We start from the raw sequence: 25,025 nt of genomic DNA, 5'->3' as shown, positions 1-25,025 counted from the left end.
TGGTGGCCCGCCAGGGTGCTGCCCGACTGCTGCCTCGCAGACGGCGCGAACGCTCATCCCTGGCCGTGGCTCAGCCAACGAGCGATGTCGGCGACGGCGGCGGGGTCGACGTGCTGCGGAGTTCCGTACTCGGCTGGGGTGGATGGTCCGGCGCCGGGGAAGAACAGGTGGTTGTCGGCTTCGTAGACACGGATGTCGACATCCGGGCGGCCGGCCAGGCCCGTCCGCCATCGCACCAGGTCGTCGGCGACAGTGACCTGGTAGTCGCGTCCCCCTTGGAGGATGAGCATCGGCTTGCCGAGTGCGGCCGCGATCGCGACCGGGTCGTAGTCACGCAGTTCGAGCCAGTACGGCGCGGACAGGCCGAACGGCAGATCCGCCGAGGGGGTCGAGGGCGTGAGCTCCGCGCTGTCGACAAGGGCGGCTTGTCGCTGGAAGGTCTCGACGACCGAGGGTGGGACCTGGTCGGGAAGCACGGTGGCGAGATGGCTCACGACGCGGACAGCGGCGTGGTGCATCGGCTGCGTGTCACCGGCCATGATCACCAGGCCCGCAACCGTGGGTGCGGCGACGGCGACGGCGGGGGCGACCTTGCCGCCCATGCTGTGGCCGAGGACGAAGACCCGCTCGGGGTCCACCGAGGGATGGCTACGGAGCAGGCCGACCGCATCGACGGCGTGCGGCACGTATTCCTGCGTCATCGTCAGGTCGGTTGCCGCGGCCGTAGCGGGGTGGGCGTACGTCGCCTTGTCGAAGCGCAGCACTGTCGTCCCGCGGCTGGCGAGCCCCCAGGCCAGGTCCTTGAGCGGCTTGTTCGGCCCACTGGTCTCATCGCGGTCGAACGGTCCACCACCGGCGAGCAGCACCACGCCGGGGCCGGGGGCCTGCCCGCGGGGGACGCTCACCGTGCCCGACACCGCGCGCGGGCCGGCGCCGACGGTGACCTCGTGCTCGCTGAAGCGGCGGGGCTCGGCGTAGGGCGGTGGCATCCAAGCGGGTTCCGAGCCGGATATGGACTCGGTCGCAGCGCTGTCAGGCATCCCATCACAACCTTTCTCAAGAGGTGCGAACGGTAGCATGATGTGAGATCGTTGCGGGATGGATGCATTCGAACTCTTGGCCCACCCGGTGCGGTTGCGAGTGGTTCATGCGATGCGCGGCGGCAGGGAACTGACCACCGCAGAGCTGTGCGACCGCATTCGGGACGTCTCGAAGGCCACGGTGTACCGGCACGTCGACCTGCTCGCAGCCGCTGGGGTCCTGGAAATCGCCCGGGAGCGACGCGTGCGTGGCGCGGTCGAGCGCCACTACCGGCTGCGCGGCGACCGCGCCGGGATCAATACGGACACGGTCCATTCGCTCTCGCTCGACGACCACCGCAACGCCTTCGCTGCCGCTCTGGCGGTCCTGACAGCCGAGTTCACCGCGTATCTCGACCGCGACACGGCCGACCCGGTGACCGACTTGGTCGGCTACCGGCAGCACGCCGTCTGGCTCAGCTCTGCGGAACTGCGCGGGATGATCGACGGGATGCGGGAGGCGATCGCCCCCCACCTGGCCAACGAGCCGTCGCCCGACCGCTCGCAGTACCTCATCAGTCCGATCCTCTTCCCTGTCGAAGCACCGCCGACCGGGACCGGAGCCGAGGACACCGCAGCGGACAGCCAGAACCAGGAAACCAGTAGCTGAGCACACCCCCTCCCCGCCGGCCCGGACGGCAGCCACCGCCTGGCTTTCCGGGGGTGCCGTTCACAGGGTCGGGAACTCCATCTCGGGCCGGTCCCACGCCACTGCGGGCGGGTTGGCGGAGACGGTCCCGATGGGCACCGCACCCACGCGGAGGTAGAAGCCCTCGGCCGGGGGGTGCACCACCACACGGACACGCTCCAGTCCCGCCGCGCGCGCCTCGGACTTCATGTGCTCCACCAGCCTCCGCCCGATGCCGCGACCTTGCATTCCGTCCTGGACGAAGAGCAGGTCCAGCTCCGAAGCCATGATCACCAGCGAATAGAACCCCAGCACCCGGCCCGTGGCTTCCTCGGAGTCGACGGCCACGAATACCAGATTGTTCTCGATGTAGTCGGGCCCGACGCGGTAGTCCGCGACCATCGCGGAATACTGGCCCTGGTAGGCGCGGGAGCCGCGCACGAGTCGAGTCAGCCGCTTGGCGTCCCGCGCGACGGCCCGGCGTATGTACGTCTCGCCACGCACGGGCGGGATACTCGAAAGCACAAGGAACATTCTACTCAGCGGTAGCGCCTGTGGGGCGTCGTGCCTGCCGGCGGCCGCAGAGCGAGCCCCGGGAGGGCCGGCCCGCCGGTACGGACGCGGTCCGGAGCGGCGGCCGCCGAACCGAGTCGTGACGCGGACGCATCGCTGCCGTGCCAGGCACCTGACGTCGCGGTTCGCGCTCTCGCCGCCGCGTCGGCAGGATGGGGGCATGACCGAGATCCGCACCCCTCGTCTCGTCCTGCGCCGTTGGCTGGAGGAAGACCTCGTCCCGTTGTCCGAGATCCACGCCGATCCCCTCGTGATGCGGAGGATCGGCGACGGCAGGCCGCGCTCGGTGGAGCAGACCGCCGAGGACATCGAGGCATGGGAGGAGGAGTGGGACGAGGAGGGATTCGGGGTGTTCGCGGTCGAGCTGCTGGGCTCGGGCGAACTGGTGGGTGCCGTGGGTCTGTCCGTTGCCGACGCACCGACAGAGGTGGCCGGTCAGGTCGAGATCAGCTGGCGGCTGGGGCGAGTCTTCTGGGGACAGGGATACGCATCCGAAGCAGCCCACGCCACACTGGAGTTCGCCGTTCAGGACCGCGGTCTGGAACGCGTGGTCGCGGTCCTGCGGACGGGTGACAGTGCTTCCGCTTCTGTGATCGACAAGCTCGGCATGCAGGCGGAAGGCGCCGCACAGCATCCGGTTCACGGAGACGACCTGACCGTATTCAGTATCGACCTGACGCAGTACCAGGAGTAGAGGCGGGGCGCAGCGGCCGGGGCTGCCGTGGCGACGGTGTCGTAGCGGGCGTCGCGTCCGCGGGCCGGCACTCCGGCCGGCGGGCGGAGAGCCGGCCCGAGGAGGACGGGGAAGCAGCGGCCGCACGACGCGACGGGCTCGTTGCGCCGGCTCGAGATGCCGGTAAGCGCCATCTGTCGCTAGATGGGGGAGGGGCAAGCGCGCCTCCGGGACTACGAACGAACCTGCGAGAAGGGACCGTACACGTCATGCGGAAGCGCAGTCTGAGGGACCTGGAGGTGTCGGCCGTCGGCCTGGGATGCATGGGCATGTCCGCGTTCTACGGCTCCGCCGACGAGGCCGAGGGCATCGCCACCATCCGGCACGCTCTCGACCTCGGCATCACCTTCCTCGACACGGCACAGATGTACGGCCCCCTCACCAACGAGTCACTGGTCGGCGAGGCGGTCCGGGGCCGTCGCGACGAGTACGTGATCGCGACCAAGTTCAACTACCGGATGGACGATGCCGTACCCGGCGACACCAGCACCATCGGCCCGCAGGACGGCTCCGCCGAGCACGTGCGCAGCTCGGTCCACGGCTCCCTGCGGCGCCTGGGCACCGACCACCTGGACTTGTACTACCAGCACCGGGTCGACCCCGATGTGCCCATCGAGGAGACCGTCGGCGCGCTGGGCGAACTGGTGACCGAGGGCAAGGTGCGGTGCATCGGGCTGAGCGAGGCGAGCGCGGAGACGATCCGGCGGGCTCACAGCGTGCACCCGGTCACGGCCGTGCAGAGCGAGTACTCCCTGTGGTCGCGGGACGTGGAGGCCGAGGTGCTGCCCGCCTGCCGGGAGCTGGGGATCGGATTCGTGCCGTACTCGCCGCTCGGGCGGGGCTTCCTCGCCGGGCGGTTCACCACGCCGGACGAGCTGGATGCGAACGACTGGCGCCGTCAGAACCCGCGCTTCCAGGACGCCAACCTGGAGGCGAACCTGCGCCTGGCGGCCAAGGTGAAGGAGATCGCCGCCGAGAAGGAGGCGACTCCCGCCCAGCTGGCGATCGCCTGGGTACTGGCCCAGGGCGAGCACCTGGTGCCGATCCCCGGTACCAAACGCCGCAGCTACCTGGAGCAGAACGCCGGAGGGGTCGACGTCGAGCTGACCGAGGAGGACTTGGCGCGCATCGCCGAGGAGCTGCCGGACGCGGCGGGGGAGCGGTACGACGAGGCGGGGATGCGTTCGGTCAACCGGTAACCGCGCTGCCGCGCGTCCGCCACGGTGACCGGGTGGCTCGAGGTCGCCCGCCTCTGCGCCACCCTGGCGGCCACCGTGGACGGGCCGGTCGTGGACCACTTCGGAGGGCCCAGCCGCCACCGGGGCGATGCGCCCCACCGCCCTCGCCTCGCTCGACGTTGAGGGAGAAATCAGACCGCCGCGGTGCGGAAGACGCTGGGACTCAGGCCCCGGTGCCGTTTGAACGCGGCGCTGAAGCCGAAGGCATCGGCGTAGCCGACGGTTCGGGCGATCTGGGCGATGGCGAGGTCGGTGTCGGACAGCAGTGCCTCCGCCTCGTCCATGCGGCACTGGGTCACGTAGGCGAGCGGAGGACGGCCCATCACCTCCGTGAAACGCTTGGCGAACAACGCGCGCGAGACACCGGCCTCGGCGGCGAGCGCGGCCACCGTCCACCTCTGGGAGGGCCGGGCGTGGAAGGCGTGGAGCGCGGGGGCGAGCATCGGGTCGGCCAGGCCGCGATACCAGTGCGGGGCGTCCGACCTCGTCTGCTCGAACCAGGCGCGCAGCGTGCACACGAGGGCCCAGTCCAGGAGCCGGTCCATCAGCGCCTGCGAGCCGGCCGAGCGCAGGGCGGCGTCGGCGGCGGCCTGCTCCAGCCACTCGCAGACCTCGGCATCCTCGCTGACCACCAGTACCGGTGGCAGGCCACGCAGCAGTCGCTCGTGGCGACGGCCTGATGCGCGGTAGGCGCCCACGATCAGCGCGGTCGCTCCGTCCGGATCGTTGCCCCAGCGGATGCCGCCGAGATCCTGGCCGGAGCACTCGACGGATTCCGTGAAGCAGGCGATCTCGTACTCGACGTGGGGGCGGTCGAAAGAGGCAGGCGCGTCCGCGAGGTGGAACGTGCCCGGACCGCGTACGAGGGCCGTGTCACCGGCGCGCACCGCTCGTTCGGTTCCGTCGGGCAGGCGCAGGGCGCCGCCACCGCGCAGCACGCTGAGCATGGTGAGAGGGGCCCCGTCGGCGAAGCGGATGGTCCAGGGCGCTTTCAGTACCGCGTGGCTGACCACCGAGCCCTCGGCTCGGATGCCGCTGAGCAGAGAACTCAAGGGATCCACGTGGGCCATCGTAGACGAACTCCTATGCCATGGAGCGTTTCTCTCATGGATCATCCAGTCGATCACCCGTGTACTGGTGGCAGCCCCGATGGAGACCAGTCAGGAGAAACGATGTCGTACCTCGACAGCCCAGCCGGAACCGCCCTTGTGGTCATGGCTCACCACCGCGCCGATTCCCTCACGGCGCACACGGCCCGCCGTACCGTCGCGCAGCTGGAGGACGCCGGGTACGACGTCGACCTGCTCGACCTGGACGCTGAAGGCTTCGATCCGCGGATGAACGCGGAGGACCAGCCCGACTGGGGTGACAGGGACAAGCCGTACTCGGAGGAGGTCCGGGCCCACATGCGGCGCATTCTCGACGCCGATCTCGTCGTCGCCGTGTTCCCCGTGTACTGGCAGAGCGCGCCCGCCCTCCTTAAGGGCTGGATCGACCGGGTCTGGAACTACGGATTCGCCTACGGCCGCAGCAAGCCCCGTCTGGCCGGCAAAGGCATGCTGTGGCTGGGCCTGGCCGGTGCCACCGCGGACGATCCCGTCACGGAGGGGATGCGTGCCGTGCTGGAGACCAGCCTGAGTGACGGCATCGCCTACTACTGCGGGTTCTCCCACTCCTCCGTCGCGCTCCTCCCCGATGCCGAGGAGCGCCCGCAGCGACTCGACGCCGAGGGAAACCTGCTCGTCGGCGAGTCGGTCGAGGGAGCCGAACGCGAGGCGCAGTACGCCGAGTTCGACCGTCGCGCGAGGAAGGCCGTGGAAGCCTTCCTCGCGACGGAGCCGGTGGCGGCGGGCTGAGGACCACGGCGGTGACGGTCGGTGGCACCGGGCGAGCAGTGCGTCGGGGGACTCCCAGAGCCGTGGTCCGGACCCGAGCTTCACCGGTGAGCCGCCAAGCGGTCCCAGGTCCGGCTCGGCAAGGATGGTGCGGCCCTGCGCAGGCGACGGTCCGAGCGCATCCGGGGCACGTCGTTGAAGTCGCGCCGCGCCGTCACATCCGTTCGGACGCCTACCGGGTCATGGCCGACCGCCAAGTCCTCAAGGCACTCGTCGGTCCCTGACCACACGCCCCCGCTCCGGGACCTACCGTCCCAGCAGGATCGCTGCCGCTGCCGCTGTCGGCGACCGTCGCAGGCAGCGGCACGCCCCACCCGTGTCACGGGTGGGGCGTGCCGCCGTAGGTCTTCAGCGTTTCGGAGACTCAGCCCACACGCGTGCGGCCATTTCCTCCGCCTCGTCCTGCGGTGTTCCCGCCTGTACCAAGATGATCCCGCGGGACTGGTCCGGGAACGTGACCTCCCGCATTGCCGTACCCAGCGGGCCCAGTGGCTCGTTCGACATGGTGGCCTCCCTTCGGCGGCTGCCGCCCACGTTAGAGGGGTGCGGACCGAAAGGCGAGGACCCTCGCCCGAACGGGGGCGAGCCAGGGGCGCGGCCGGCCCACAGCGCCGACCCCGGCATCGAGATTCCCGGCGGGCAGCGCCCTGGCTGCCGACACCGGGACCGGGCCTGAACCGACATCTGGGGGTTGGGCCCTCACGGGGTGAGCCGCTCACGGATCAGGTCTTGGACGAGCCGTACCGTCGCGAGCAGGTCCTCACGGGACGCGCCGAGCCGGGCGCGTACCGACAGTCCGTGCCAGACGGACTGGACGAGTCCGGTGAGGGTCGCGGGGTCGGTGTCCGCGACCAGGTCGCCCTCCCGGGTCGCCCGCTCGATACGCTCCCGCAGGGTCCGTTCGTTCGAGCTCTGGAGTTCGGCGAAGTAGGCGCTCGCGTCGAGCGTGCTCGTACTGTCCGTCATCACGGCGCTGCTGAGGAGGCAGCCCGGGTGGGTGTCGCTCGGTCGGCTGAACTCGTCGGCCGACTCGACGAGGACGCGCTCGACCACGGTGTGGACGTTCCCTTCCTCGACGGCCCGTGCGTAGATCTCCCGGTAGCGCTCGGCGTAAGTCCGCACGGCCTCGTCGAACAGCCCGGCCTTGCTGCCGAACGCGGCGTAGAGGCTCGATGTCGACAGCCCGGTCGCCGCACTCAGGGCACGCGTCGAGGTGCCCGAGTAGCCGCTCCGCCAGAACAGACGGGCGGACTCGAGGATCACGTGATCCCGGTCGAAGGCTCGGGGGCGCCCCCGCTGTCGTTGTTCCACTCTTGCATTGTAGAGCGTTTGCTCCATAATCAGTTTATGGAGCAAACGATTCAGAAAAGAGTGTCGGTCGGTGGCGGCAGTTGGGTCACGGTCGACGTGCACGGCGACCCCGGCGCTCCGGGCCTCGTGGTCCTCCCCGGCGTGATGAGCGACGCGCACGCGTGGCGCCACGTCGCCTCGGCCATCAGCGCCTGGCCCTCCGTCATGGTCGTCAACCGTCGGGGCCGCACCCCCTCGGGGCCGTTGACCGACAGCTATTCGCTGCGCACCGAAGTCGAGGACCTGGAGGCCGTCCTCGACGCCTTCGCCGACACGTCGGCGGTCTTCGGCTGGAGCTACGGAGGCCTGATCGCGCTGCTCACCGCCGACGAGCGCCCCCTGCGCAGGCTGATCGCCTACGAGCCCGTGATGCGGCCCTTCGGCCGTCACGCCCTGCCCGACCTCAAGAAGGCGCGGGAGAACGAAGACTGGGACACGACCGTTGACATCGTCAACCGGAAGATCACTGGCCTCGACTCCGCCCGGGTGGAGGCCCTGCGGGCGGACCGCGAGGTCTGGGAGACCCTCCGTCGCCTGAGCGCGCCACTGTACGACGAGACACTGGCCGTGAACGAACCGCTGCCTGACCTCCTGGCCCGGCGGGCGGACCACGTCGATCTGATCGTCGGCGGTGCGAACCGGGGCACCCCACCTTATGGGACGGCCTTCGACAACATCCGCCGGCGTGTCCTCGCCGCCACGGTCCACGAACTACCCGGTCAGGGTCACCTCGTTCACCTGGAGGCGCCCACGCAGCTCGCCCGCCTGATCGACAGGCTGGCAGGGTGAGGCCGCGCACGACGGCCGACCATGATCGAGGTGCTGGGTGAGTTCCGTCCTGGCGTCTGGGCAGCGGACGGTGCGCTCATCCGGCGATCGTCCCCGTTCCTTGCGGTGACGGTCATGGCCGCGCGTGCCTCGTTGCACCGTGGTGCGTCTGCCAGCGGTGGACGAGCAGCCGTGGGCGGGTACGGGTTGTCCGCCCACGGCACGCAGGCACTTCTTGGATCAGGGGGTCAGGGGATCAGGGGATCAGGACGCAGTGGTTCTCAATCACTCTGCCGCTACGGTCCAGACCTCCGCAGACGGCCAATCGCCCAGTTCCAGGCTGGCCGAGTTCCCGGTTGACGGTGAACACGTGGCGGTCGTCGTTGGCCCTGGAATTCCGGTAGTCGGCCGCGAAGGCCCGCAGCGTCCCCGGCAGTCCGTCCCTGGTGAAGACGGTGATGTCCTGGACGTAGCGGGTGCCCTGGTAGGCGGTGGCCACGCAGATGTAGGTGCCGCACGTCTGCTTCACCGCGGCGCTCGCCGGCGCTGCGGTCACCAGACCTACGACGCTGGTCGCGGCCAGCGCTGCTGCGGTCGTGGCGTAGCGCCACCGCGTGGATTTTGCCGAGGCGGCCCGGTCTTGACGGGGCTCTGTCGGGATCCTGAGTTCTCTCATTGTCTCGTCCTCTGCGTCGATCGTGCTCGGGAAGGCCCTCGCCCTGTCGCCCCACCCCGGCTTGCGGGGGGAGGGGTGGCGATGTCGATCACCGTCTCGTACACCGTCCCCATGGCGTCATCACCGCGTCACCATCGGCGTCGGGAGGGCGTTCCCGTGCACGCTATGCTTCCATTCGGTTGCTTTCGGTGAAGAGGGAAGTTCGGGGGATGGACTTTCGCGTACTCGGCGCGCTTGAGGTCTGGTCCGGACAACAGCGGATGCCGGTGCCCGGAGCGCGTCGGCAGCGGGTGCTGGCCGCCTTGTTGCTGACACCGGACTCGGTGGTGCCGCTGTCCAGGCTCGCGGAGATGACGTGGGAGGACGAGCCGCCTGCCACGGCTGTCAAGCAGCTGCGGAACTCCGTTTCTGCGCTGCGTGAACGGCTGGGTGACACCGAGCAGCGGCTCATCCGTACGGAGGAGCCCGGTTACCTGATCCGTGTCGGTGAGCACGATCTCGACTGGCTTCGGTTCGCCGCCGGGGTCGCCGACGGCCGCCGTCAGGCAGCTGAGGGAAGGATGGAGCTGGCGGTCGGAGCGATCCGGACGGCCTTGAGCCTGTGGCGTGGGCCCGCACTCGACGGACTGGGCACGGCGGCGTTGCACAGGGTGGCAGCACGGCTGGACGAGCAGCGGCTCAACGCGTTGGAGTTGTCTGTCCGATGGAGGCTGGAACTCGGTCAGCATCAGGAGGTCATCGAGGACCTGACCGATCTCGTGCACGACCATCCACTGCGTGAAGGGCTGCATGTGCAGCTGATGACGGCGTTGGACCGCTGTGGCCGACGCGCGGACGCACTGCAGGTGTTCCACCGTCTCAGAGCCCGGCTTGTCGAGGAACTCGGAGTCGGCCCCGGACCCGACGTACAGCGCCTGCATGAGCTGATCCTGCGCGGTGAGCCCCGATCCCGCGCGATGAACCGTGCCCGGTCCGCCGGCGCGGTGCCCAACCCGAGGCAGCCTCCGAGCGTCGCTCCGCCGGTACCGAGGCAACTTCCCCAGGCAATTCGCGACTTCACCGGCCGCGCCGATCACCTGGCTGAGCTCGACGCCCTGTTGCCGCCGGCCGACGGGCAGGCCGTGGTGATCACCGCACTCGACGGAACAGGCGGCGTGGGCAAGACGACGCTCGCGGTGCACTGGGCGCACCGTGTCCAAGGCCGCTTCCCCGATGGCACGCTCCACACCAATCTGCGCGGGTACGGCCCCGGGAAGCCCGCGCTCCCGGAGGAGGCCCTCCACGACTTCCTAGTCGCCCTCGGAATTCCCCCCGCGGCGGTGCCCGCCGGGACCGGAGCGCGCTCCGGTCTCTTCCGTACGCTTGTGGCGGGACGGCGCATGCTGATCGTGATGGACAACGCCAACAGCGCCGAGCAAGTGCGCCCTCTACTGCCGGGAACACCCGGCTGCATGGTGCTGGTAACCAGCCGTGACAGCCTGACCGGTCTGGTGGTCACCGAGGCCGCCCACCGGTTGACGCTCGACGTGCTGTCGCCGGCCGAGGCTCTGAGCCTGGTCGTCGGCATCATCGGCCCCAGCCGAGCCCAAGCAGAGCCGGCCGCGGTGGAGAAGCTCATTCGGCTGTGCGCGCGTCTGCCGCTGGCACTGCGGATCGCCGCCGGGCGTGCGGCCGCTCACGGGCGCGCCGCCGTCGCCGACATCGTTGCCGAACTGGCCGCCCGGGATTCCAGACTCGACGCACTGAGCTGGGGCAAAGATCCTCACGCCGCGGTCCGCAAGGTACTCGACTGGTCCTACGAACAGCTGACCCCATCGCAGGTGTTTCTCTTCCGGCGTCTCGGCCTGCACCCCGGCCCGGACATCTCCACGCCCGCCGCGGCGGCCCTCGCGCACCTGCCGCCACGCGAGGCACGGAACCTGCTCAAGGCGCTGGGCGACGCGCACCTCATCGAACCGGTCACGCACGACCGGTACCGCTTCCATGACCTCCTGCGTGCGTACGCGAACGAGTTGGCCGATGAGCAGGAGACCGAGGATGAGCGCCGCGACGCCCTCGATGCGATGCTCACCTGGTACAGCCACACGGCTCACGTTGCCGACAGACGTCTGTACCCCACCTGCACGCGCGTGGTATCGGACCCCGCTGAGCCTGCCCACCCTCATGCCATGCCCGACCGCGCCCACGCCTGGACCTGGTTCACCGCGGAACGGGCCAATCTGGCCGCAGCCCTGTACCACGCCGTCGACCGCGCCATGGACCGGCACGCCCTGTACCTCATCGACGCGCTCGGGTTTCTGGTACTCATGGGCGGCTGGGAGGAACGCATCGACACCGCCACTGCCGCCCTGCGCGCTGCCCAGAGGTCCGGTCGGACCGAGCACGAAGCCAACGTGCTGCTTGCTCGAGGAGAAGCGCTGGCCCACCTGCACCACCCGGACGCCCAACCAGACCTCACCCGCGCCTGCGCACTCGCGGAGGATGTCGGCAACATCCACATCCAGATTGCCGCCCGCACCGAACTCGGTAGATTGCTACGGCGGCAAACCCGTCTCACCGAGGCACTGCACCATTTCGACGAAGCGCGGGCCCTCAGCCGGGGATTCGACACCGGACGCTGGGAAGCCGTGGCCGAAGGCAACACCGCTGCACTCCACGCCGACCTCGGCAACCACCGGCAGGCCATCGACCACGGCATGCGCAGCGCTTCGCTACGCCGGCAACTCGGCGACACGGACGGCGAGGCATGTGCGCTCGCGGACATCGCCAGAGGCTGGCAGGGCATCGGCGACCACGGCACGGCGATCGCTCACTGCCGACGCGCCATCGCGCTCGGCCGCACGTCCCTCGGGGGTCAGGACGAAACCCTTGCCGTGCCCCTCGCCGTGCTGGCCACCTCGTTGGCCCATCTCGGACGCGTGAACGAGGCCATCGACTGCTGGCGGGAGGCCGCCGCGATCTACACCGACCGAGGACTGGACACCGACGCTGCCAGGATGCACCTCCACATCCGCACGGCAGCCCGGCTGCCCGGGGCGTCGAACGCCTCCTCGCGGGGCTGATGTCGCGGGGCTGATGCAGCTCGCCGGCACTGAGAGTTCGTGGCCGATCCGCCCACATGGGGAGAGAGATGTCTCCAGCATGCCCGGGTCGGGCTCGAAGTCCTCGTGGGGCGGTGCCGGTTGACGGAAGCGCGCGGTGCCGCGCACCGACCGTGGTCGGCCGGCGGTGGCCGAGGCAGGATTCCGCGGCGTCGGCGGTCAACGGTTGGCGAAGACTTTGCCCGTGGCCGATTCGGTGCGGCGGGAAGCCCTGCCTGAGGGTGATAAAAGGTATCGCGATCGCAAAGGATGGCTGAAATGAAGAGAAGTTCTGTGTCCCTTCGGCACCCACAGCATTGACCTCACCAGCTCACATGTCGCACGCTCGAAGCTATAGATGGCTACTACAACTGGTTCGTCGTCGATCCGCTCGCAGTCGCGAAACGGCTGGTCGGGCAGGGTCGCCTGGCGGGCAGGACGCAGGAGGTTGCGTATGTGCGGCATCACCGGCTGGGTCTCCTTCGACCGCGATCTCGGCTCCGAGAAAGCGGCGCTGGACGCGATGACCGAGACGATGGCCTGTCGCGGACCCGACGACCGTGGCGTCTGGGCGCAGGGGCCCGCCGCGCTCGGCCACCGCAGGCTCGCCATCATCGACCTGCCCGGCGGCCGGCAACCGATGAGCGTCGACACCCCCCACGGCACGGTGGCGCTCGTCTACTCGGGAGAGACGTACAACTTCACCGAGCTCCGCCGTGAACTCACGGACCACGGGCACCGGTTCGCCACCGACTCCGACACCGAGGTCGTGCTGCGCGGCTACCTCGAATGGGGTGACACCCTTCCCGAGCGTCTGAACGGCATGTACGCCTTCGCCCTCTGGGACGGTCGCGAGAACAAGCTCGTCATGGTCCGCGACCGCATGGGCATCAAGCCGTTCTACTACCACCCGACGGCGGACGGCGTCCTGTTCGGCTCCGAGCCCAAGGCGATCCTCGCCAATCCACTGGCCCGCCGACGGGTCCGGCTCGACGGGCTTCGGGAACTCTTCACCATGATCAAGACACCCGGTCACGCCGTCTGGGACGGCATGCGCGAGGTCGAACCGGGCACCGTCGTCACGGTCGACCACTCGGGCGTGCACCAGCGCCGCTACTGGGAGTTGGAGACCCGTCCGCACACGGACGGCAGGGACGCCACCGTCGCACACGTCCGCTCGCTCCTCGACGACATCGTGCGCCGTCAGCTCGTCGCCGACGTGCCCCGTTGCACCCTGCTCTCCGGCGGACTGGACTCATCCGCGATGACCGCGCTCGCAGCCCGGCAGCTGGGCGAACACGGCGAGAAGGTACGCAGTTTCGCCGTGGACTTCGCGGGCCAGACCGAGAACTTCATCGCCGACGAACTCCGGGGCACCCCCGACACTCCCTTCGTCCATGACGTCGCTCGCGCCTCGGGCACCGACCACCAGGACATCGTCCTGGACGCCCAGGCCCTCGCCGACCCCGAGATCCGCGCCAGGGTCATCCGCGCCCGGGACCTGCCGGCCGGCCTCGGCGACATGGACGCCTCCTTGTACCTGCTCTTCCGGTCGATCCGCGACCACTCCACCGTGGCCCTGTCCGGCGAGTCCGCCGACGAGGTCTTCGGCGGCTACCTGCAGTTCTTCGACGAGGAAGCACGCCGTGCCGACACCTTCCCCTGGCTGGTGTCGATGAGCCGCCACATGGGGGAGGACACAGACGTGCTGCGTCCTGACCTGGCGGCGAAACTGGACCTGCCCGCGTACGTGGCCGAGGGTTACCGCGACGCCGTGGCTGGTATCCGGCGCCTGGAAGGCGAGAGCGACTTCGAGTACCGGATGCGCCGGATCTGCCACCTCCACCTGACCCGCTTCGTACGCATCCTGCTCGACCGCAAGGACCGCGCCAGCATGGCCGTCGGCCTGGAGGTCCGCGTCCCCTTCTGCGACCACCGGCTCGTCGAATACGTGTACAACACTCCCTGGGCGCTGAAGTCCTTCGACGGCCGGGAGAAGACCCTGCTGCGCGAGGCGACCGCGGACGTGTTGCCGAAGTCCGTGTACGACCGGGTCAAGAGCCCTTACCCGTCCACTCAGGATCCCAAGTACGCGGCGGCCCTCCAGGACCAGGCCAAGGACCTGCTCGCCCGTAGCGGCCACCCCGTCTTCGACCTCGTCGACCCCGACCGCCTGCGCCGAGCCGCCGAGCGGGAGGCGCCGATGAGCGGCCAGGCAGACCGGCGCGGCCTGGAACGTGCCCTCGATCTCGCCCTGTGGCTGGACCTCTACCAGCCGGAAATCGTCGTCAGCTGAACGACTCGGCCCCCGGGGAGCGCCTGTCGACAGTCGGCTTGTGGGCAAGAAAGCTGGCGATCTTCCATGTCAGGCTCTCGTCGGGCTCCTGAACCAGTTGAGCGTCGACGGCGAACCCGGCCAGGTTCAGCATCCGCGCATGCCGGCCTGGAGGCAGGCGATAGGACTCGAAGGACACGGGCAGGCCACCGTAGGCCTGTTCAGGACGACGGTGCTCACCAGAACCGACATGGCTCACGAGGAGAAGACGACCACCGGGTGCCAGGGTGCGGTGAAACTCGGCGAACACGAGCGGCAGCAGCTCGGGGGGCGTGTGATGGATGGAGTAGAAGGCCAGGATGCCGCCGAGCACGTCGTCTGCGAACGGCAGGGCGGTGATGGATCCCACGGAGAAGGGCAAGTCCGGGAAAGCGGTGCGCGCCAGCTCGATCATCCTGGGGGACACGTCGATGCCGATCGGTGACACCCCGAGCCCGGCGAGGTGCGCCGTCACTTTGCCCGGGCCGCAGCCCAGGTCTGCGACCGGTCCTTGGCCAGATGCCTGCACGAGTTCGGCGAACGCGGTCAGCATCGAGCGTGACAGCGGGTCCAGTTCTGTTGGGGACTTGACGAGGGCGGCGTAAGCGTCGGCCACGGTGTCGTACGACTCCCGGACCTCAGCCAGGTAAGAGGGCTCAGTCACGTGGTGAATCTAGAGGCATGCGCTGACAGCACCACTGCCCGGGTTTCCCCGCCCGCGGGAACGGGACATGGCTTTCGGGCTTGGGTCCGAGTCGGCCCACGTCCAGGACCGACGACCCTGAGGTGGCTCCCGATCCAAGGTCGGCGACGAAGGGGTGCGGCCACCCTGGGATGAACGGGGGACTTCGCTCATCCCGCCTCGTGACGGAACACGTGCGGGCACCGGCCGACCGGTGCCCGCACCTCAGAAGTGTCAACCGGCCCAGACCTCGGCCTCTTCGGCCGGAACAGTGGTGGCCAGGCCCAGCTCCTTGCGGGCGGCGACCGACTTGTTCGGGTCGATGCCGGTGAACGCCGGGTCGTAGGCGGCGTAGAACGTGTCGGCGTCGGCGGCGTCCGCGGCCTTCTTCCAGTCGCCGGCCGCCTTCGTCAGCGTCGTCCGGAGCGCGCCGACCTCGGCGCCGTCGATGCCGTTGAGGCTCTCGACGTGGGTCTGGAGAGCATCCGCGACGGCCTTGGCCTGCGCCTTGTAACCGGGCAGGTCGTCCTCCACGGAGTCCTTCTCGGGCTGGTTCCCCCACAGGGCCTCGTACACCGCGTTGGCCCCCTCGAGGTACGTGAGCTGCTCGGGCTTGAGGGACTTCGCGGTGTTCAGCGTGCCACTCAGCGCGCCCTTCCCGGCGGTGTAGGTACAGCTCACCGAGCGGTCGCCCGTCGCCCAGCTCTCCGCGGTCGGGGTGTAGTAGAAGAGCTCGGCGCCCTTGGGGAGCGCCCAGGTGTCCGGGGCGTACTTCTGCGCCTCCACCGGGCAGCGGGTGTCCGCGACTGCCGAGACCTTGTCGTCGCCGGGGTACGCCTTACCCTCGTCGATCGAGAACTCGCCCACGACCTGGCCTTGGTGCGCCTCGCCGCAGGGCACGATCTCGACGGTGTACGCCGTCCCCTCGGCCTTGCCGAACGGGTTGTAGCAGTCACCTGTGTCCAACGAGAACACCGAGCGCTGGCGGGCCACCTTCTTCGCGCCGTCCTTGGCGCTGTCGACGGCGTCGGTGACGTCCGAGCACCCCACCGCGCCGAGCGCGAGGAGGGCGGCAACGGCGGATATGCCGTGAAGGGAACGATAGGGGGCACGGGCAGCCATGACGTGTACATCCTCTTACTTGATCTTTACGGCGAGCATGCGGATCGTATGCCATCTCCGTGCCGACCGAGGCCCGGTGGCTCGGGGGCAGGCCCTCACCTCATCGCATATCAGACTCGGGACGGGCCGCGAGGGTTGTACCGGCACGGACCCGACTTCACCGGCCCCGCCCTCGCACGGGGTGCACCGGCAGTCGGCGGTGGCGTCAGCCCCGAGGTGAGCCAGGCCGGGCAGGCAGCCGCCCCGGTCGAGGGCGGACTCGTCGGTCGTCCGCGCGCTACCGCGCCCGGGCGGCAGCATTTTGGCGGGCATCTCCTTCGAGGCATGTCACTTGGAAAAACCAAGTGCTCATGACTACGCTGGCCCGCCATGATCGCCAACAGCTGGAACAACGGGTACGAGCTCTCCATGGACCCAGATCACCTCGACGTGGATCTGGTGCACCGATGGCTGTCAACCGATGCGTTCTGGGCACTTGGGCGCACCCGGGAAACAGTCGAGGAGTCGGTGCGCGGCTCACTCAACTTCGCCGTCCACGACGCCACCGGTGACCAGGTCGCCTATGCCCGTGTGGTCACCGATCGCGCCACCTTCGCCTGGCTGTGCGATGTCTACGTCGCTCCCGCCCACCGAGGCAAGGGACTGGGGACATGGCTCACCACAGCAATTCGTGACCACCTCGCCCCCTATCGACTCAAGCGTGTGCTCCTCTCGACACGCGACGCGCACGACGTCTACGCGAAGGCTGGCTTCGTCCCCGTTCCGCACCCCGAGCACCTCATGATCTTGAATGACGCGAGGTGAAGGGGTGCGGTCGGTCTGCGGTAGCAAATGAGGGCACAGGCGATGGCGGTGAAGACCAGGAAGCGCTGGCTCCACGTTCGTAGCGGCGGTGGAGGCGGCTGGCACATCGATCTCGCCTTGTTGTGGGGGCGGGACCAGCCCTTGAGGTTGGTCTCTTGGCCGACAAAGAGCGTTCCAGTGACCTGACCTCAGGCTAAAAGGATAACGTGAAACATGATTACGCCACGCCGCTCGCGTCGGGGTCTCCTGGCTGCCGGTCTCCTGCTTGTAACCGCCGTGACCGCCTCACAAGCCGCCTTGGTGCTCGCGCCAGAGGGCACTGGTGCAGCGCGTACGTTCGAGTGGGTCGACGCGGCCACCGTGCCTCCGGAACAGTTGGAACACCTCGGTTCACCCCAGCCGTTCGCCGACTACTTGCGCGAGCACCCCACGGAACCACCAGCCGCCGCCCGTCCGAGCGAGCCCTCACCCACCAGCCAGCCGGACGACGTCAGAACCGCGTACTCCTCGCCCGCCGACACCGATGACGCCAACGCGCCCACCGGCCGGGACACGCGTCAAGGACGTTGATACCCGGCACCAGGTGCTCAGGCAGTGCGATCAACGCTCGCTGGTCGGGCCCTCCCTGCAGACCCGAGCCCGCGCGCAGCGTGAGCACCGGTGGTTGCGGCCTCTCTGCTTGGCCGTACGCAAGGTGGTGCCGTCCGCCGTCTCTCCTCAACTCGGACGCCGGATGCCTCCGTCAGAGGATGACCAGAACAGAAAGCATCAGTACAGATGTCTCCTAGCACCAGCCGGCCCACAGCCGTCATCATCGGAGCCAGTGCGACGGGCCTGTTTGCCGCCGCCGCTCTGACCGACTTCGCCGACGTTGTCATCATCGAGCGTGACCTCCTGCCAGAGGGGCCGGCGGCACGCCGTGATACGCCGCAGGCCAGGCATGCGCACCTCGTCTGGAGCGGAGGGGTACAGGCCATCAACGATCTCTTACCCGGCAGTGTCGACGAGGTCGTCGCCCGCGGCGGACGTCTGGCTCACATCATGGCCGACATGGTCTCCCGTGCGCCCAACGAGGTCTGGTTCAGGCGCTTCCTCGCCACTCACCACCGCAACCTCGTATGCTCCCGCAACCTGCTGGACAGCGTCCTTCGTGAACACGTTCTCGCAGACGAGCGCATCACCCTACGACAGAACACCATCGCGGTGGGACTGGAAGGCGATGCCGCTCACATCACCGCAGTCCGGACCCGCAACGGCGACGAACACACGACACTGCCGGCTGACCTGATCATCGACGCTTCGGGACGCGGATCCCGCACACCCCAATGGCTCGACGCGTTGGGCCTTCCCCGAGCTGCCGAACGGCAGGTTGACGCCGGCGTCACCTACGCCACCCGAGTCTTCCGTGCCCCGCAAGCGGCCGCGGACATCGCCTTCCCGCTCATAAACTCGCCCTGGCCAGCACGGCACCGCAGGAACGCAGCCGACGGAAGCCCCCGCCCCTGGCCGAGGCCCCGCCCTCCTCGACACGGGCACTTCAGTGAACGGCTCGGGCCTTTCGTCCTCATCGTCCTGGGCGAGGGCGTGTACCAGCTCGTGAGTGCTGTGTCCACCCGTCCCGGGGATGGTGCGGACCTGCGCCCTGAGCGCGGTAGCTGCCTTCCTCGCGCTCGTCCTGTGTGGACGATGTCACTGCGCCGCGGGCCGGGCGGTGTGCCCTTCTTGCGCCGGCTACCGCCCACCGGCGCTTTCCTGACGTTGCACTGCTGCACGGCGGGCGCCGCGGCCACACTGGCAGCGGGTATGGGGGTATCGTTGCGGACTCTGGTGCCAACGCTGGCCGAGCAGGGCCGGATCATGGCGGCGGGTGCCTCGGATCCCGCCGGTTCACTGCTCCTCGTTCAGCATCCGCGTCGTCGTGTCACCGGAGGGCAAGGCGGTGAACAGACAGTCCCAGCGTGCGCCCAGGTCCCGCAAGGCCTGCGCCGACGGATGACCGTCGGTGGCCGCATTCAACTCGGCCATCTCCGCGAAGAAGCCGTCGAGCGCCGGCGAGGTGATGAACAGGAATCGAACCCCGACCGGGCCGGCGTTGTAGGGGCGGTGCACCGCCCCGCGCGGTACGACCGCGTACTCGCCCGCACCCAGCGTGATCGTCCGGTCGTCGACGTCCAGGCTCAGTTCCCCCTCCAGAACCCGGAACGCCTCCTCGTGCCGCTCGTGCACGTGCGCGGGTGGCCCCGGTGCCCCGGCGGCGTGGGAGTACTCGATCACGGAGTACGCCCCGCACGTCACCGCTCCGTCGATCTTGACCGTCATGGGGGCGCCGGTGGGGCCGCGGAACTGCCGTCCCTGCCCTGCCGCGATCACCGTCGGATCACTCACGCCGCCTCCATCTCCGCACGTCGGTCCGACCATCATCACGCCGTACCGGACCGGCCGCATGCCGGTTCCGAACCGCAGCCCACGGCTGAGGCATTCTGCTGAATGCCGGAGGGGCGGACGGGCACGGTCGTCAGACAGGCCGCTGGCTTCCTGGACCTGGTCAGGGGTGAACTCCACAGGTAGCGCACCGGGCATCCTCCCGTACCATGCCGGGCCCGCAGACCACAGACGAAGAAGATTGCCTTCACCGGTACAGATGACTGACCGTCCGGCCCTGCTGTGGCCGGGTACGCCTCGCAGATCGGCGGGTCGACGGTAGACGATCAGGCTCGCCCCACGCCAGGGCACCCCGACCCGCCCGGCTCACCCTCTGCCACGGCCGTCACTGACGGTGACCGGGACACCCGCCTCGGAAGCGCGAGCAGCGTGGTGGCCGGTTCATCGGCGGATCGGGTGCGCGATCTTCTTGCCTGCAGAGATGGTCAGTAGGACCGTGGACCTGACTCGGTGGCCCAGACCTTGTTGGAATAGCCGGTGGGCTTCTGGCCCTTGCGGACCACCTCGCAGCGGTACTTGTTGTCCTTGTCGAGAGGGACCGTGACGGCCTTGGGAATGTCGCTGCACAGCGCGTAGTCGATGGAGTCCCTGTTGTTCCCATACAGGTACCGGGCGACGCCCTCCCGTGTGAGGATCCCGCGGTCCGGAGTAGCGTCGTACTGCACGTAGTTGTCGGACCAGGCGGCGTTGTCGCCGATGGTCACCGCCCACTCGACCTTGACACCGTCGAATGTAGTGGCACAAGTCGCCTTGGTGGACTTCGTGGAGGCAAGGTTGGCCGGGCAGGTGGCAGTGGTGTCGCCCTCCGCATGAGCCATCTTCACAGTGCGGCGACGCAGTTCGTACTCCAACTGCTCGGCGAAGGGAGCATCCTCGGCCGGGGACGGCTTTATCTCGTCGTCGACAACGGCGGTGGCCGGCTTGGTCAACTTCTGCGGGAGCAACGTGGCCGTGGACGCGGGCTCGGCCCCGGCGTCGTCCGAGCCCGACTCCCCGTTCGCACAGCCCGTGGCCAGCAAGAGGGCGCAGCCAACCGCAGCAACGATCTTTATTCGCATGGGCACACCTTATTCGGCACCTGTAGTGGCTTTGCGACCGAGTCGCCCCGCAGGTGACTGCTGGTCCTGCACGGCTGGACGCACAGGTCGGCACGACGTCATCGCAACCAGGTCCAGGACATCCAGCCGGGTCAAAGCCGTGGAGTACTCAACCTGTTCGGTGACTTCTGCGTCGAGGTAGGGGTTGAGCGCCTGGTGCGGGCGCTGTTCCTCGGCCCGGGTCGATCGTGACCGTCGCAGACACCCGGCCGCGCACCTGCTGAGCACGACGGGATCTCGTCGAAGCGTGAGGAGCTCGTACCCAGGCGCTGGGTAAATGCGTTTGCGTCGCCGGTCGGCTGACCTATCGTGTGGGACGTCATGTGCGGCGGGTCACCGCCGTACCGGTCGGCGCGTTCGGCGTCGATGTGTACCGCGTGCCCGGCCGGGAGGAGGTGGGAAACATGGACTGGAACTGGACAACGAGTGTTGCGGCCATAGTTGCCCCCGGCCGTGTGCCCCCGTTCGGCGCGCGGTAGGACTCTCCCCCTTGCGGCACCTCATGGTGGTGTCCGCTGCTCTCGCGATCCCTTGTGTCGCGTCCCGGGGTGCAGGACCGCGCGTCTGCTCCTACACCTCCGACACGGAATGTGATCGTCTTGACCAAGCAGTCCTCTTCCGGGGACACCGTGCCCACGCCGGTGCCCCACACCACTGCGAACGCGGCCGAGTTGCCCGATCCGAAGCGGTGGTGGGCCCTCGCCGTCATCGCAGGCGCCCAGCTCATGGTGATTCTCGACGGCACGATCGTGAACATCGCCCTGCCCTCCGTCCAGGACGGACTGGGCATGTCGGATGCGAACCGGCAGTGGGTGATTACCGCGTACTCTTTGGCCTTCGGCGGCCTGCTCCTCCTGGGTGGCCGGATCGCCGACCTGGTCGGCCGCAAACGCACCTTCATGATCGGCCTGGTCGGATTCGCCGCCGCCTCCGCGCTCGGAGGTGCGGCCGACGGCCCCGGAACATTGTTCGCGGCGCGGGCCCTGCAAGGGGCCTGCGCGGCCGTCCTGGCCCCCTCCGCACTGTCGCTGCTGACGACGACGTTCACCGACCCCGCCGAGCGCGGCAGAGCGTTCGGGATCTACGGCGCGCTCGCCGGGGGCGGCAGCGCCGTCGGCCTGCTGGTCGGCGGCCTGCTCACCGAGTACGCGACCTGGCGCTGGTGCCTGTACGTCAACGTCCCCATCGCGCTGGCCGCTCTCGGTGGCGCGCTGGCCCTCCTCAAGGACAGCCCCGGTCAGCGCGGGGTGCGCCTCGACGTCCCCGGTGCGCTGCTCGCCTCCGGCGGGCTCGTGGCGATCGTGTACGGCTCCAGTGACGCCGAATCCGTCGGCTGGGCCGACCCGTTGGTCCTGACCCTGTTCGCGGCCGGAGTGGTCCTGCTCGCCGTCTTCGTCTGGTGGCAGTCCCACGCCGAGCATCCGATGCTGCCGCTGCACATCGTCAGGGACAGAACCCGTGCGGCGGCGCTCGCGACGATGGGCCTGGCCACCGTCGCCATGTTCGGTGCCTTCCTGTTCCTGACCTACTACCTCCAGGACATCCTCGACTACTCACCCGTACGGACCGGCCTGGCGTTCCTTCCGATGTCCGTCACGATCGTCATCGGCGCCACGCAGATCGCCGCCCGGCTCCTGCCCCACACCGCCCCCCGCAACCTGATGGCCCCCGGCATGCTCCTCGCGACCGTCGGCATGCTGCTCCTGACCCGCCTGAGTGCGAACTCCGCCTACACCACCGGGGTGCTGCCCGCCTTGGTGCTGCTCGGCCTGGGCATGGGGCTGACGTTCATGCCGGTCTACGCGACGGCGACCGCCGGGGTCGCCCCGAAGGACGCCGGAGTGACCTCAGCGACCGTCTCCACCTTCCAGCAGATCGGCGGCTCCCTCGGCACCGTCCTGCTGAACACGATCGCGTCGTCCGCCGCGACCCGCTACATCAACGCCCATCCGTCCCGGAGCCGGGATCTGGAAGCGGGAATGGTGGACGGCTTCACCGTCGCGGCCTGGTGGTCGGCGGGCGTCCTCCTCCTCGCAGCGCTGGCCGCGGCCATGGCCAAGACGCCTGAGAAACCCTGAGGACGAGACCTCCGAGGTCGTTGGACCACTCGATCTGCGCAACCCCGCCGCGAACCTCCGAGCCGACGACGAAGACCGCTATGACGGCGCGGACCAGCTGGCGCAACTCGGTACGCGCCGCCGGTACCGAGGGGGCGGTTTTCCAGCAGGGGCGTCACCACAGCCGTACGGACAAACGCTGCAGGCGGCGGTGCGGGGCTGTGGTGCCGCCCTGGGGGTGCAGTGGGTGTAGTGAATGCTTGGTAGGCGGCGTTCCAGGCGGTATGCGCCCGCATCAGATATTAAATCGTGTGTTCGAGTTGCGTGTCGCGTGAGGTTCACCGGCAGGAGCTGGGGCGAGGGCGCCGGTGTCATGCCTGAGGTGGCATGGGGAAGGAGAGTGCGTGACTGAGGGAGGCTGTTGTGGAGCGTGATCGGATCGGACTGGCCGAGGTGCTGGCCGCGGCGGAGGACGCCGCACCGGTGCGCTCCCTCGATGTCGTAGCGCACAATCTGCGCGAACGCTTCGGGGCGCGCTATGTGTCGTTCCTGTTCCTCGACGTCGTCGGCCGGCGCCTGCTGCGGGTCCACGAGGAGAAGGCGACACCACAGGAACGCGGCGCCGATCAGGTTCCCCTGGACGGCAGTGCCTACGACGAGGTCCTGCGCACCCAGAAACCGGTGGTGGCACCTGAGGACGGACGTGACCAGCGGGTGCTTGCCCCGGTCACCAATCGTGGCGACGCCATCGGGGTGCTGGAGCTCTACCTCCCCGGCGTCACCGAGGACGTACTGGAACAGGTGACTGAGGCCGCGCACGCACTGGCGTACGTCATCGTCACCGACCGCCGCTTCACCGACCTCTACCACTGGGGCAACCGCACTGCCACGGTCACCCTGGCCGCGGAGATCCAGCGCCAGCTCCTGCCCTCGGCACCCTCCTGCGAGGCTGCCGAGTTCACTCTCGCCGGTGCCCTGGTCCCAGCGTCCGACATCGCCGGTGACACCTACGACTACAGCCTCGACGAGAACACCCTGCACCTGTCCATCACCGACGCCATGGGCCACGACGTCGACGCCTCCCTCATCGCCACTCTCGCGGTCAACGCCTCCCGTGGTGCCCGCCGCGCCGGCACCGATCTTGCCGAGCAGGCCCGCCAGACCCACCAGGCCCTTGTCGAGCACGGCCGCAGCACATTCGCCACCGGCCAGCTGCTGCGCATCGCCCTGGACGGTACCGGTGCCCAGCTCGTCAACGCGGGCCACCCCTGGCCCCTGCGGCTACGCGACGGCGCCGTCGAGGCAGTGAAACTGCATGTGAACCTCCCCTTCGGCATCGCCGCCCAGGGTGCCTACCAGGTGCAAGACCTCGACCTGCGTCCCGGCGACCGCCTCCTGCTCTACACCGACGGTGTGCAAGAACGACAGGCACAGGCTGTCGACCTGCCCGTTCTCCTGCGCGACACGGCTACCGAGCACCCCCGGGAGACCGTGCGAGCCATGGTCAACGCGGTCACCGAAGCATGCGAAGGCTACGTGAGAGACGACGCCACCGTCCTGTGCCTGGACTGGCACGGCCCCTGCCCTCACGGCCGCGGAGCCGGCATCGGCACCTGATTGCATGCGGATCGCTACGGGGGAGGGGTTGCACAACGACGGATCAGCTCCGAGCCGCCAGATCCGAATCTCGCCAGGTACCGCGGGTCTCGACGATATGGAAGGAGACGTCCCGGCTCAGCCGAACGGTGGGCCCGTGGACCACACGCCGAACCACTGCTCGGCGCCCCACTCCTCGAACCGCTCGACCTCGACGAACCCCAGCTTCGCCGCGAGGCTCATGGAGCGGTTGTTGGCGGTCTGGGTGCACAGCACCACCGGCTCGCCGGGGAGCGCGTCGGCGAACCAGTCGAGTGCTGCCGCGCACGCCTCTGCGGCGTACCCGCATCCCCACACGGTCGGCAGGAACATGTAGCCGAGCTCGGCCTCTCCCGCCTCCGGACGAACGTGTCCCGGACGCTCCGCGTCGCGCCGATCGAGGAGCGTGACAACGCCGATCATCGCTTCGTCGAGAGTGACCACGAAAAGACCAGGGCGCTGCCCGGGTACCTCAGGCACCGCGCGCTCGAGCTCATCACGTGGGCGAGGACCACCGAGATGGGCGCGCACCTCTGCTGAGGCGAACAGCTCGATGAACGCAGCACGGTCCCGGGCCTCGGACTCGCGGAGTACGAGCCGTTTGGTCCTGATCGGAGCAGGCGGCCAGACGACGGGTCCGAGCTCGGTCATGGCGTGCAACCTATCGCACACCCGTAAGGGTGTTCCGGAGGCAGGGTCCCAGCCCGGAGCCCACCTCTCGCCGAGTCACCACCGAACGAACCTTCCGATGGTGGCGCACGCAGGACTGGCAGGCCATGCGGGCCGCCGTGCTCGGCAGGCCCGCCTCAAGGGAGAACAGGACGAGCCCGCGCCCGGAAGGGGCCAGACCCC

General features: G+C 69.0%; 20 protein-coding genes and 1 pseudogene. 11 read left to right on the top strand and 10 right to left on the bottom strand.

Features of this window, described 5'->3' with window-relative positions; translation table 11 throughout:
- Nucleotides 1–53: 53 nt before the first annotated feature.
- Nucleotides 54–1,040, bottom strand: coding sequence for an alpha/beta fold hydrolase (locus tag EV562_RS00360; RefSeq protein WP_243859935.1), 987 nt, complete (start codon nt 1,038–1,040; stop codon nt 54–56).
- Between the two features lie 58 nt (nt 1,041–1,098).
- Here EV562_RS00360 and EV562_RS00355 point away from each other — a divergent pair, with 58 nt between their 5' ends.
- Nucleotides 1,099–1,689, top strand: coding sequence for a helix-turn-helix domain-containing protein (locus tag EV562_RS00355; protein ID WP_133884586.1), 591 nt, complete (start codon nt 1,099–1,101; stop codon nt 1,687–1,689).
- A gap of 60 nt (nt 1,690–1,749) precedes the next feature.
- On the opposite strand, the gene EV562_RS00350 is transcribed toward EV562_RS00355, so the two are convergent.
- Nucleotides 1,750–2,211, bottom strand: coding sequence for a GNAT family N-acetyltransferase (locus EV562_RS00350; RefSeq protein WP_347877060.1), 462 nt, complete (start codon nt 2,209–2,211; stop codon nt 1,750–1,752).
- A 229-nt stretch (nt 2,212–2,440) separates the two neighbouring features.
- Here EV562_RS00350 and EV562_RS00345 point away from each other — a divergent pair, with 229 nt between their 5' ends.
- Together EV562_RS00345 and EV562_RS00340 are read left to right on the top strand one after the other, a co-directional pair.
- A complete protein-coding gene (locus EV562_RS00345; protein ID WP_133884584.1) occupies nt 2,441–2,974 on the top strand; it encodes a GNAT family N-acetyltransferase in 534 nt (177 codons plus the stop codon).
- A gap of 248 nt (nt 2,975–3,222) precedes the next feature.
- A complete protein-coding gene (locus EV562_RS00340; protein WP_133884583.1) occupies nt 3,223–4,212 on the top strand; it encodes an aldo/keto reductase in 990 nt (329 codons plus the stop codon).
- A 170-nt stretch (nt 4,213–4,382) separates the two neighbouring features.
- Here the strand turns inward: EV562_RS00340 and EV562_RS00335 are convergent, their stop codons facing one another.
- Entirely contained in the window at nt 4,383–5,321 is a 939-nt protein-coding gene (locus EV562_RS00335; protein ID WP_133884582.1) for an AraC family transcriptional regulator, read from the bottom strand.
- Nucleotides 5,322–5,423: 102 nt separating this feature from the next.
- Between EV562_RS00335 and EV562_RS00330 the strand changes: the two genes are divergently transcribed.
- Nucleotides 5,424–6,107 (top strand): NAD(P)H oxidoreductase, encoded by a 684-nt coding sequence (locus EV562_RS00330; RefSeq protein WP_133884581.1) that lies wholly within the window; start codon nt 5,424–5,426, stop codon nt 6,105–6,107.
- 738 nt (nt 6,108–6,845) lie between these two features.
- On the opposite strand, the gene EV562_RS00320 is transcribed toward EV562_RS00330, so the two are convergent.
- Nucleotides 6,846–7,457 (bottom strand): TetR/AcrR family transcriptional regulator, encoded by a 612-nt coding sequence (locus tag EV562_RS00320; RefSeq protein ID WP_133884580.1) that lies wholly within the window; start codon nt 7,455–7,457, stop codon nt 6,846–6,848.
- A 36-nt stretch (nt 7,458–7,493) separates the two neighbouring features.
- Here EV562_RS00320 and EV562_RS00315 point away from each other — a divergent pair, with 36 nt between their 5' ends.
- A complete protein-coding gene (locus tag EV562_RS00315) occupies nt 7,494–8,285 on the top strand; it encodes an alpha/beta hydrolase (protein ID WP_133884579.1) in 792 nt (263 codons plus the stop codon).
- Nucleotides 8,286–8,520: 235 nt separating this feature from the next.
- Here the strand turns inward: EV562_RS00315 and EV562_RS00310 are convergent, their stop codons facing one another.
- Entirely contained in the window at nt 8,521–8,820 is a 300-nt protein-coding gene (locus EV562_RS00310) for a hypothetical protein (RefSeq protein ID WP_243859934.1), read from the bottom strand.
- 329 nt (nt 8,821–9,149) lie between these two features.
- Here EV562_RS00310 and EV562_RS00305 point away from each other — a divergent pair, with 329 nt between their 5' ends.
- Nucleotides 9,150–12,002, top strand: coding sequence for a BTAD domain-containing putative transcriptional regulator (locus tag EV562_RS00305; RefSeq protein WP_133884578.1), 2,853 nt, complete (start codon nt 9,150–9,152; stop codon nt 12,000–12,002).
- Between the two features lie 472 nt (nt 12,003–12,474).
- Nucleotides 12,475–14,316, top strand: a complete 1,842-nt coding sequence (asnB, locus tag EV562_RS00300; protein ID WP_133884577.1) for an asparagine synthase (glutamine-hydrolyzing) — start codon at nt 12,475–12,477, stop codon at nt 14,314–14,316.
- Here asnB and EV562_RS00295 read toward each other — a convergent pair.
- Nucleotides 14,309–14,998, bottom strand: coding sequence for a class I SAM-dependent methyltransferase (locus EV562_RS00295; protein WP_133884576.1), 690 nt, complete (start codon nt 14,996–14,998; stop codon nt 14,309–14,311). The two genes, asnB and EV562_RS00295, sit on opposite strands and share 8 nt — an antisense overlap.
- Before the next feature lie 252 nt (nt 14,999–15,250).
- Nucleotides 15,251–16,138 carry a septum formation family protein gene (locus EV562_RS00290; protein ID WP_133884575.1) on the bottom strand — a complete coding sequence of 296 codons (888 nt, stop codon included), beginning with the start codon at nt 16,136–16,138 and terminating at the stop codon, nt 15,251–15,253.
- A gap of 369 nt (nt 16,139–16,507) precedes the next feature.
- Between EV562_RS00290 and EV562_RS00285 the strand changes: the two genes are divergently transcribed.
- Entirely contained in the window at nt 16,508–16,942 is a 435-nt protein-coding gene (locus tag EV562_RS00285; protein ID WP_133884574.1) for a GNAT family N-acetyltransferase, read from the top strand.
- Nucleotides 16,943–17,719: 777 nt separating this feature from the next.
- A pseudogene (locus EV562_RS00280) lies at nt 17,720–18,391 on the top strand (FAD-dependent monooxygenase); the annotation flags it as partial.
- 438 nt (nt 18,392–18,829) lie between these two features.
- Here EV562_RS00280 and EV562_RS00275 read toward each other — a convergent pair.
- Nucleotides 18,830–19,327 carry a cupin domain-containing protein gene (locus tag EV562_RS00275; RefSeq protein ID WP_166661503.1) on the bottom strand — a complete coding sequence of 166 codons (498 nt, stop codon included), beginning with the start codon at nt 19,325–19,327 and terminating at the stop codon, nt 18,830–18,832.
- 482 nt (nt 19,328–19,809) lie between these two features.
- Entirely contained in the window at nt 19,810–20,442 is a 633-nt protein-coding gene (locus EV562_RS00270; protein ID WP_133884572.1) for a hypothetical protein, read from the bottom strand.
- Between the two features lie 668 nt (nt 20,443–21,110).
- On the opposite strand from EV562_RS00270, the gene EV562_RS00265 reads away from it, so the two are divergent.
- Together EV562_RS00265 and EV562_RS00255 are read left to right on the top strand one after the other, a co-directional pair.
- A complete protein-coding gene (locus tag EV562_RS00265; RefSeq protein WP_279588470.1) occupies nt 21,111–22,559 on the top strand; it encodes an MFS transporter in 1,449 nt (482 codons plus the stop codon).
- 402 nt (nt 22,560–22,961) lie between these two features.
- On the top strand, nt 22,962–24,155 hold the full coding sequence (locus EV562_RS00255; RefSeq protein ID WP_133884570.1) for a GAF domain-containing SpoIIE family protein phosphatase: 1,194 nt from the start codon (nt 22,962–22,964) through the stop codon (nt 24,153–24,155).
- 117 nt (nt 24,156–24,272) lie between these two features.
- Here EV562_RS00255 and EV562_RS00250 read toward each other — a convergent pair whose 3' ends face one another.
- Nucleotides 24,273–24,824 carry a GNAT family N-acetyltransferase gene (locus EV562_RS00250; RefSeq protein WP_133884569.1) on the bottom strand — a complete coding sequence of 184 codons (552 nt, stop codon included), beginning with the start codon at nt 24,822–24,824 and terminating at the stop codon, nt 24,273–24,275.
- Nucleotides 24,825–25,025: the final 201 nt, after the last annotated feature.

The sequence above is a fragment of the Streptomyces sp. BK208 genome (genome assembly GCF_004364245.1).
Classification (GTDB): Bacteria; Actinomycetota; Actinomycetes; order Streptomycetales; family Streptomycetaceae; genus Streptomyces.
This window is presented reverse-complemented; position numbering and strand designations above follow the sequence as displayed.

Coding starts and splice junctions, on each gene's coding strand:
- EV562_RS00360 (WP_243859935.1), bottom strand. CDS start 1,040: ATGCCTGACAGCGCTGCGACCGAGTCCATATCCGGCTCGGAACCCGCT.
- EV562_RS00355 (WP_133884586.1), top strand. CDS start 1,099: ATGGATGCATTCGAACTCTTGGCCCACCCGGTGCGGTTGCGAGTGGTT.
- EV562_RS00345 (WP_133884584.1), top strand. CDS start 2,441: ATGACCGAGATCCGCACCCCTCGTCTCGTCCTGCGCCGTTGGCTGGAG.
- EV562_RS00340 (WP_133884583.1), top strand. CDS start 3,223: ATGCGGAAGCGCAGTCTGAGGGACCTGGAGGTGTCGGCCGTCGGCCTG.
- EV562_RS00335 (WP_133884582.1), bottom strand. CDS start 5,321: ATGGCCCACGTGGATCCCTTGAGTTCTCTGCTCAGCGGCATCCGAGCC.
- EV562_RS00330 (WP_133884581.1), top strand. CDS start 5,424: ATGTCGTACCTCGACAGCCCAGCCGGAACCGCCCTTGTGGTCATGGCT.
- EV562_RS00315 (WP_133884579.1), top strand. CDS start 7,494: ATGGAGCAAACGATTCAGAAAAGAGTGTCGGTCGGTGGCGGCAGTTGG.
- EV562_RS00305 (WP_133884578.1), top strand. CDS start 9,150: ATGGACTTTCGCGTACTCGGCGCGCTTGAGGTCTGGTCCGGACAACAG.
- asnB (WP_133884577.1), top strand. CDS start 12,475: ATGTGCGGCATCACCGGCTGGGTCTCCTTCGACCGCGATCTCGGCTCC.
- EV562_RS00290 (WP_133884575.1), bottom strand. CDS start 16,138: ATGGCTGCCCGTGCCCCCTATCGTTCCCTTCACGGCATATCCGCCGTT.
- EV562_RS00285 (WP_133884574.1), top strand. CDS start 16,508: ATGATCGCCAACAGCTGGAACAACGGGTACGAGCTCTCCATGGACCCA.
- EV562_RS00270 (WP_133884572.1), bottom strand. CDS start 20,442: ATGCGAATAAAGATCGTTGCTGCGGTTGGCTGCGCCCTCTTGCTGGCC.
- EV562_RS00250 (WP_133884569.1), bottom strand. CDS start 24,824: ATGACCGAGCTCGGACCCGTCGTCTGGCCGCCTGCTCCGATCAGGACC.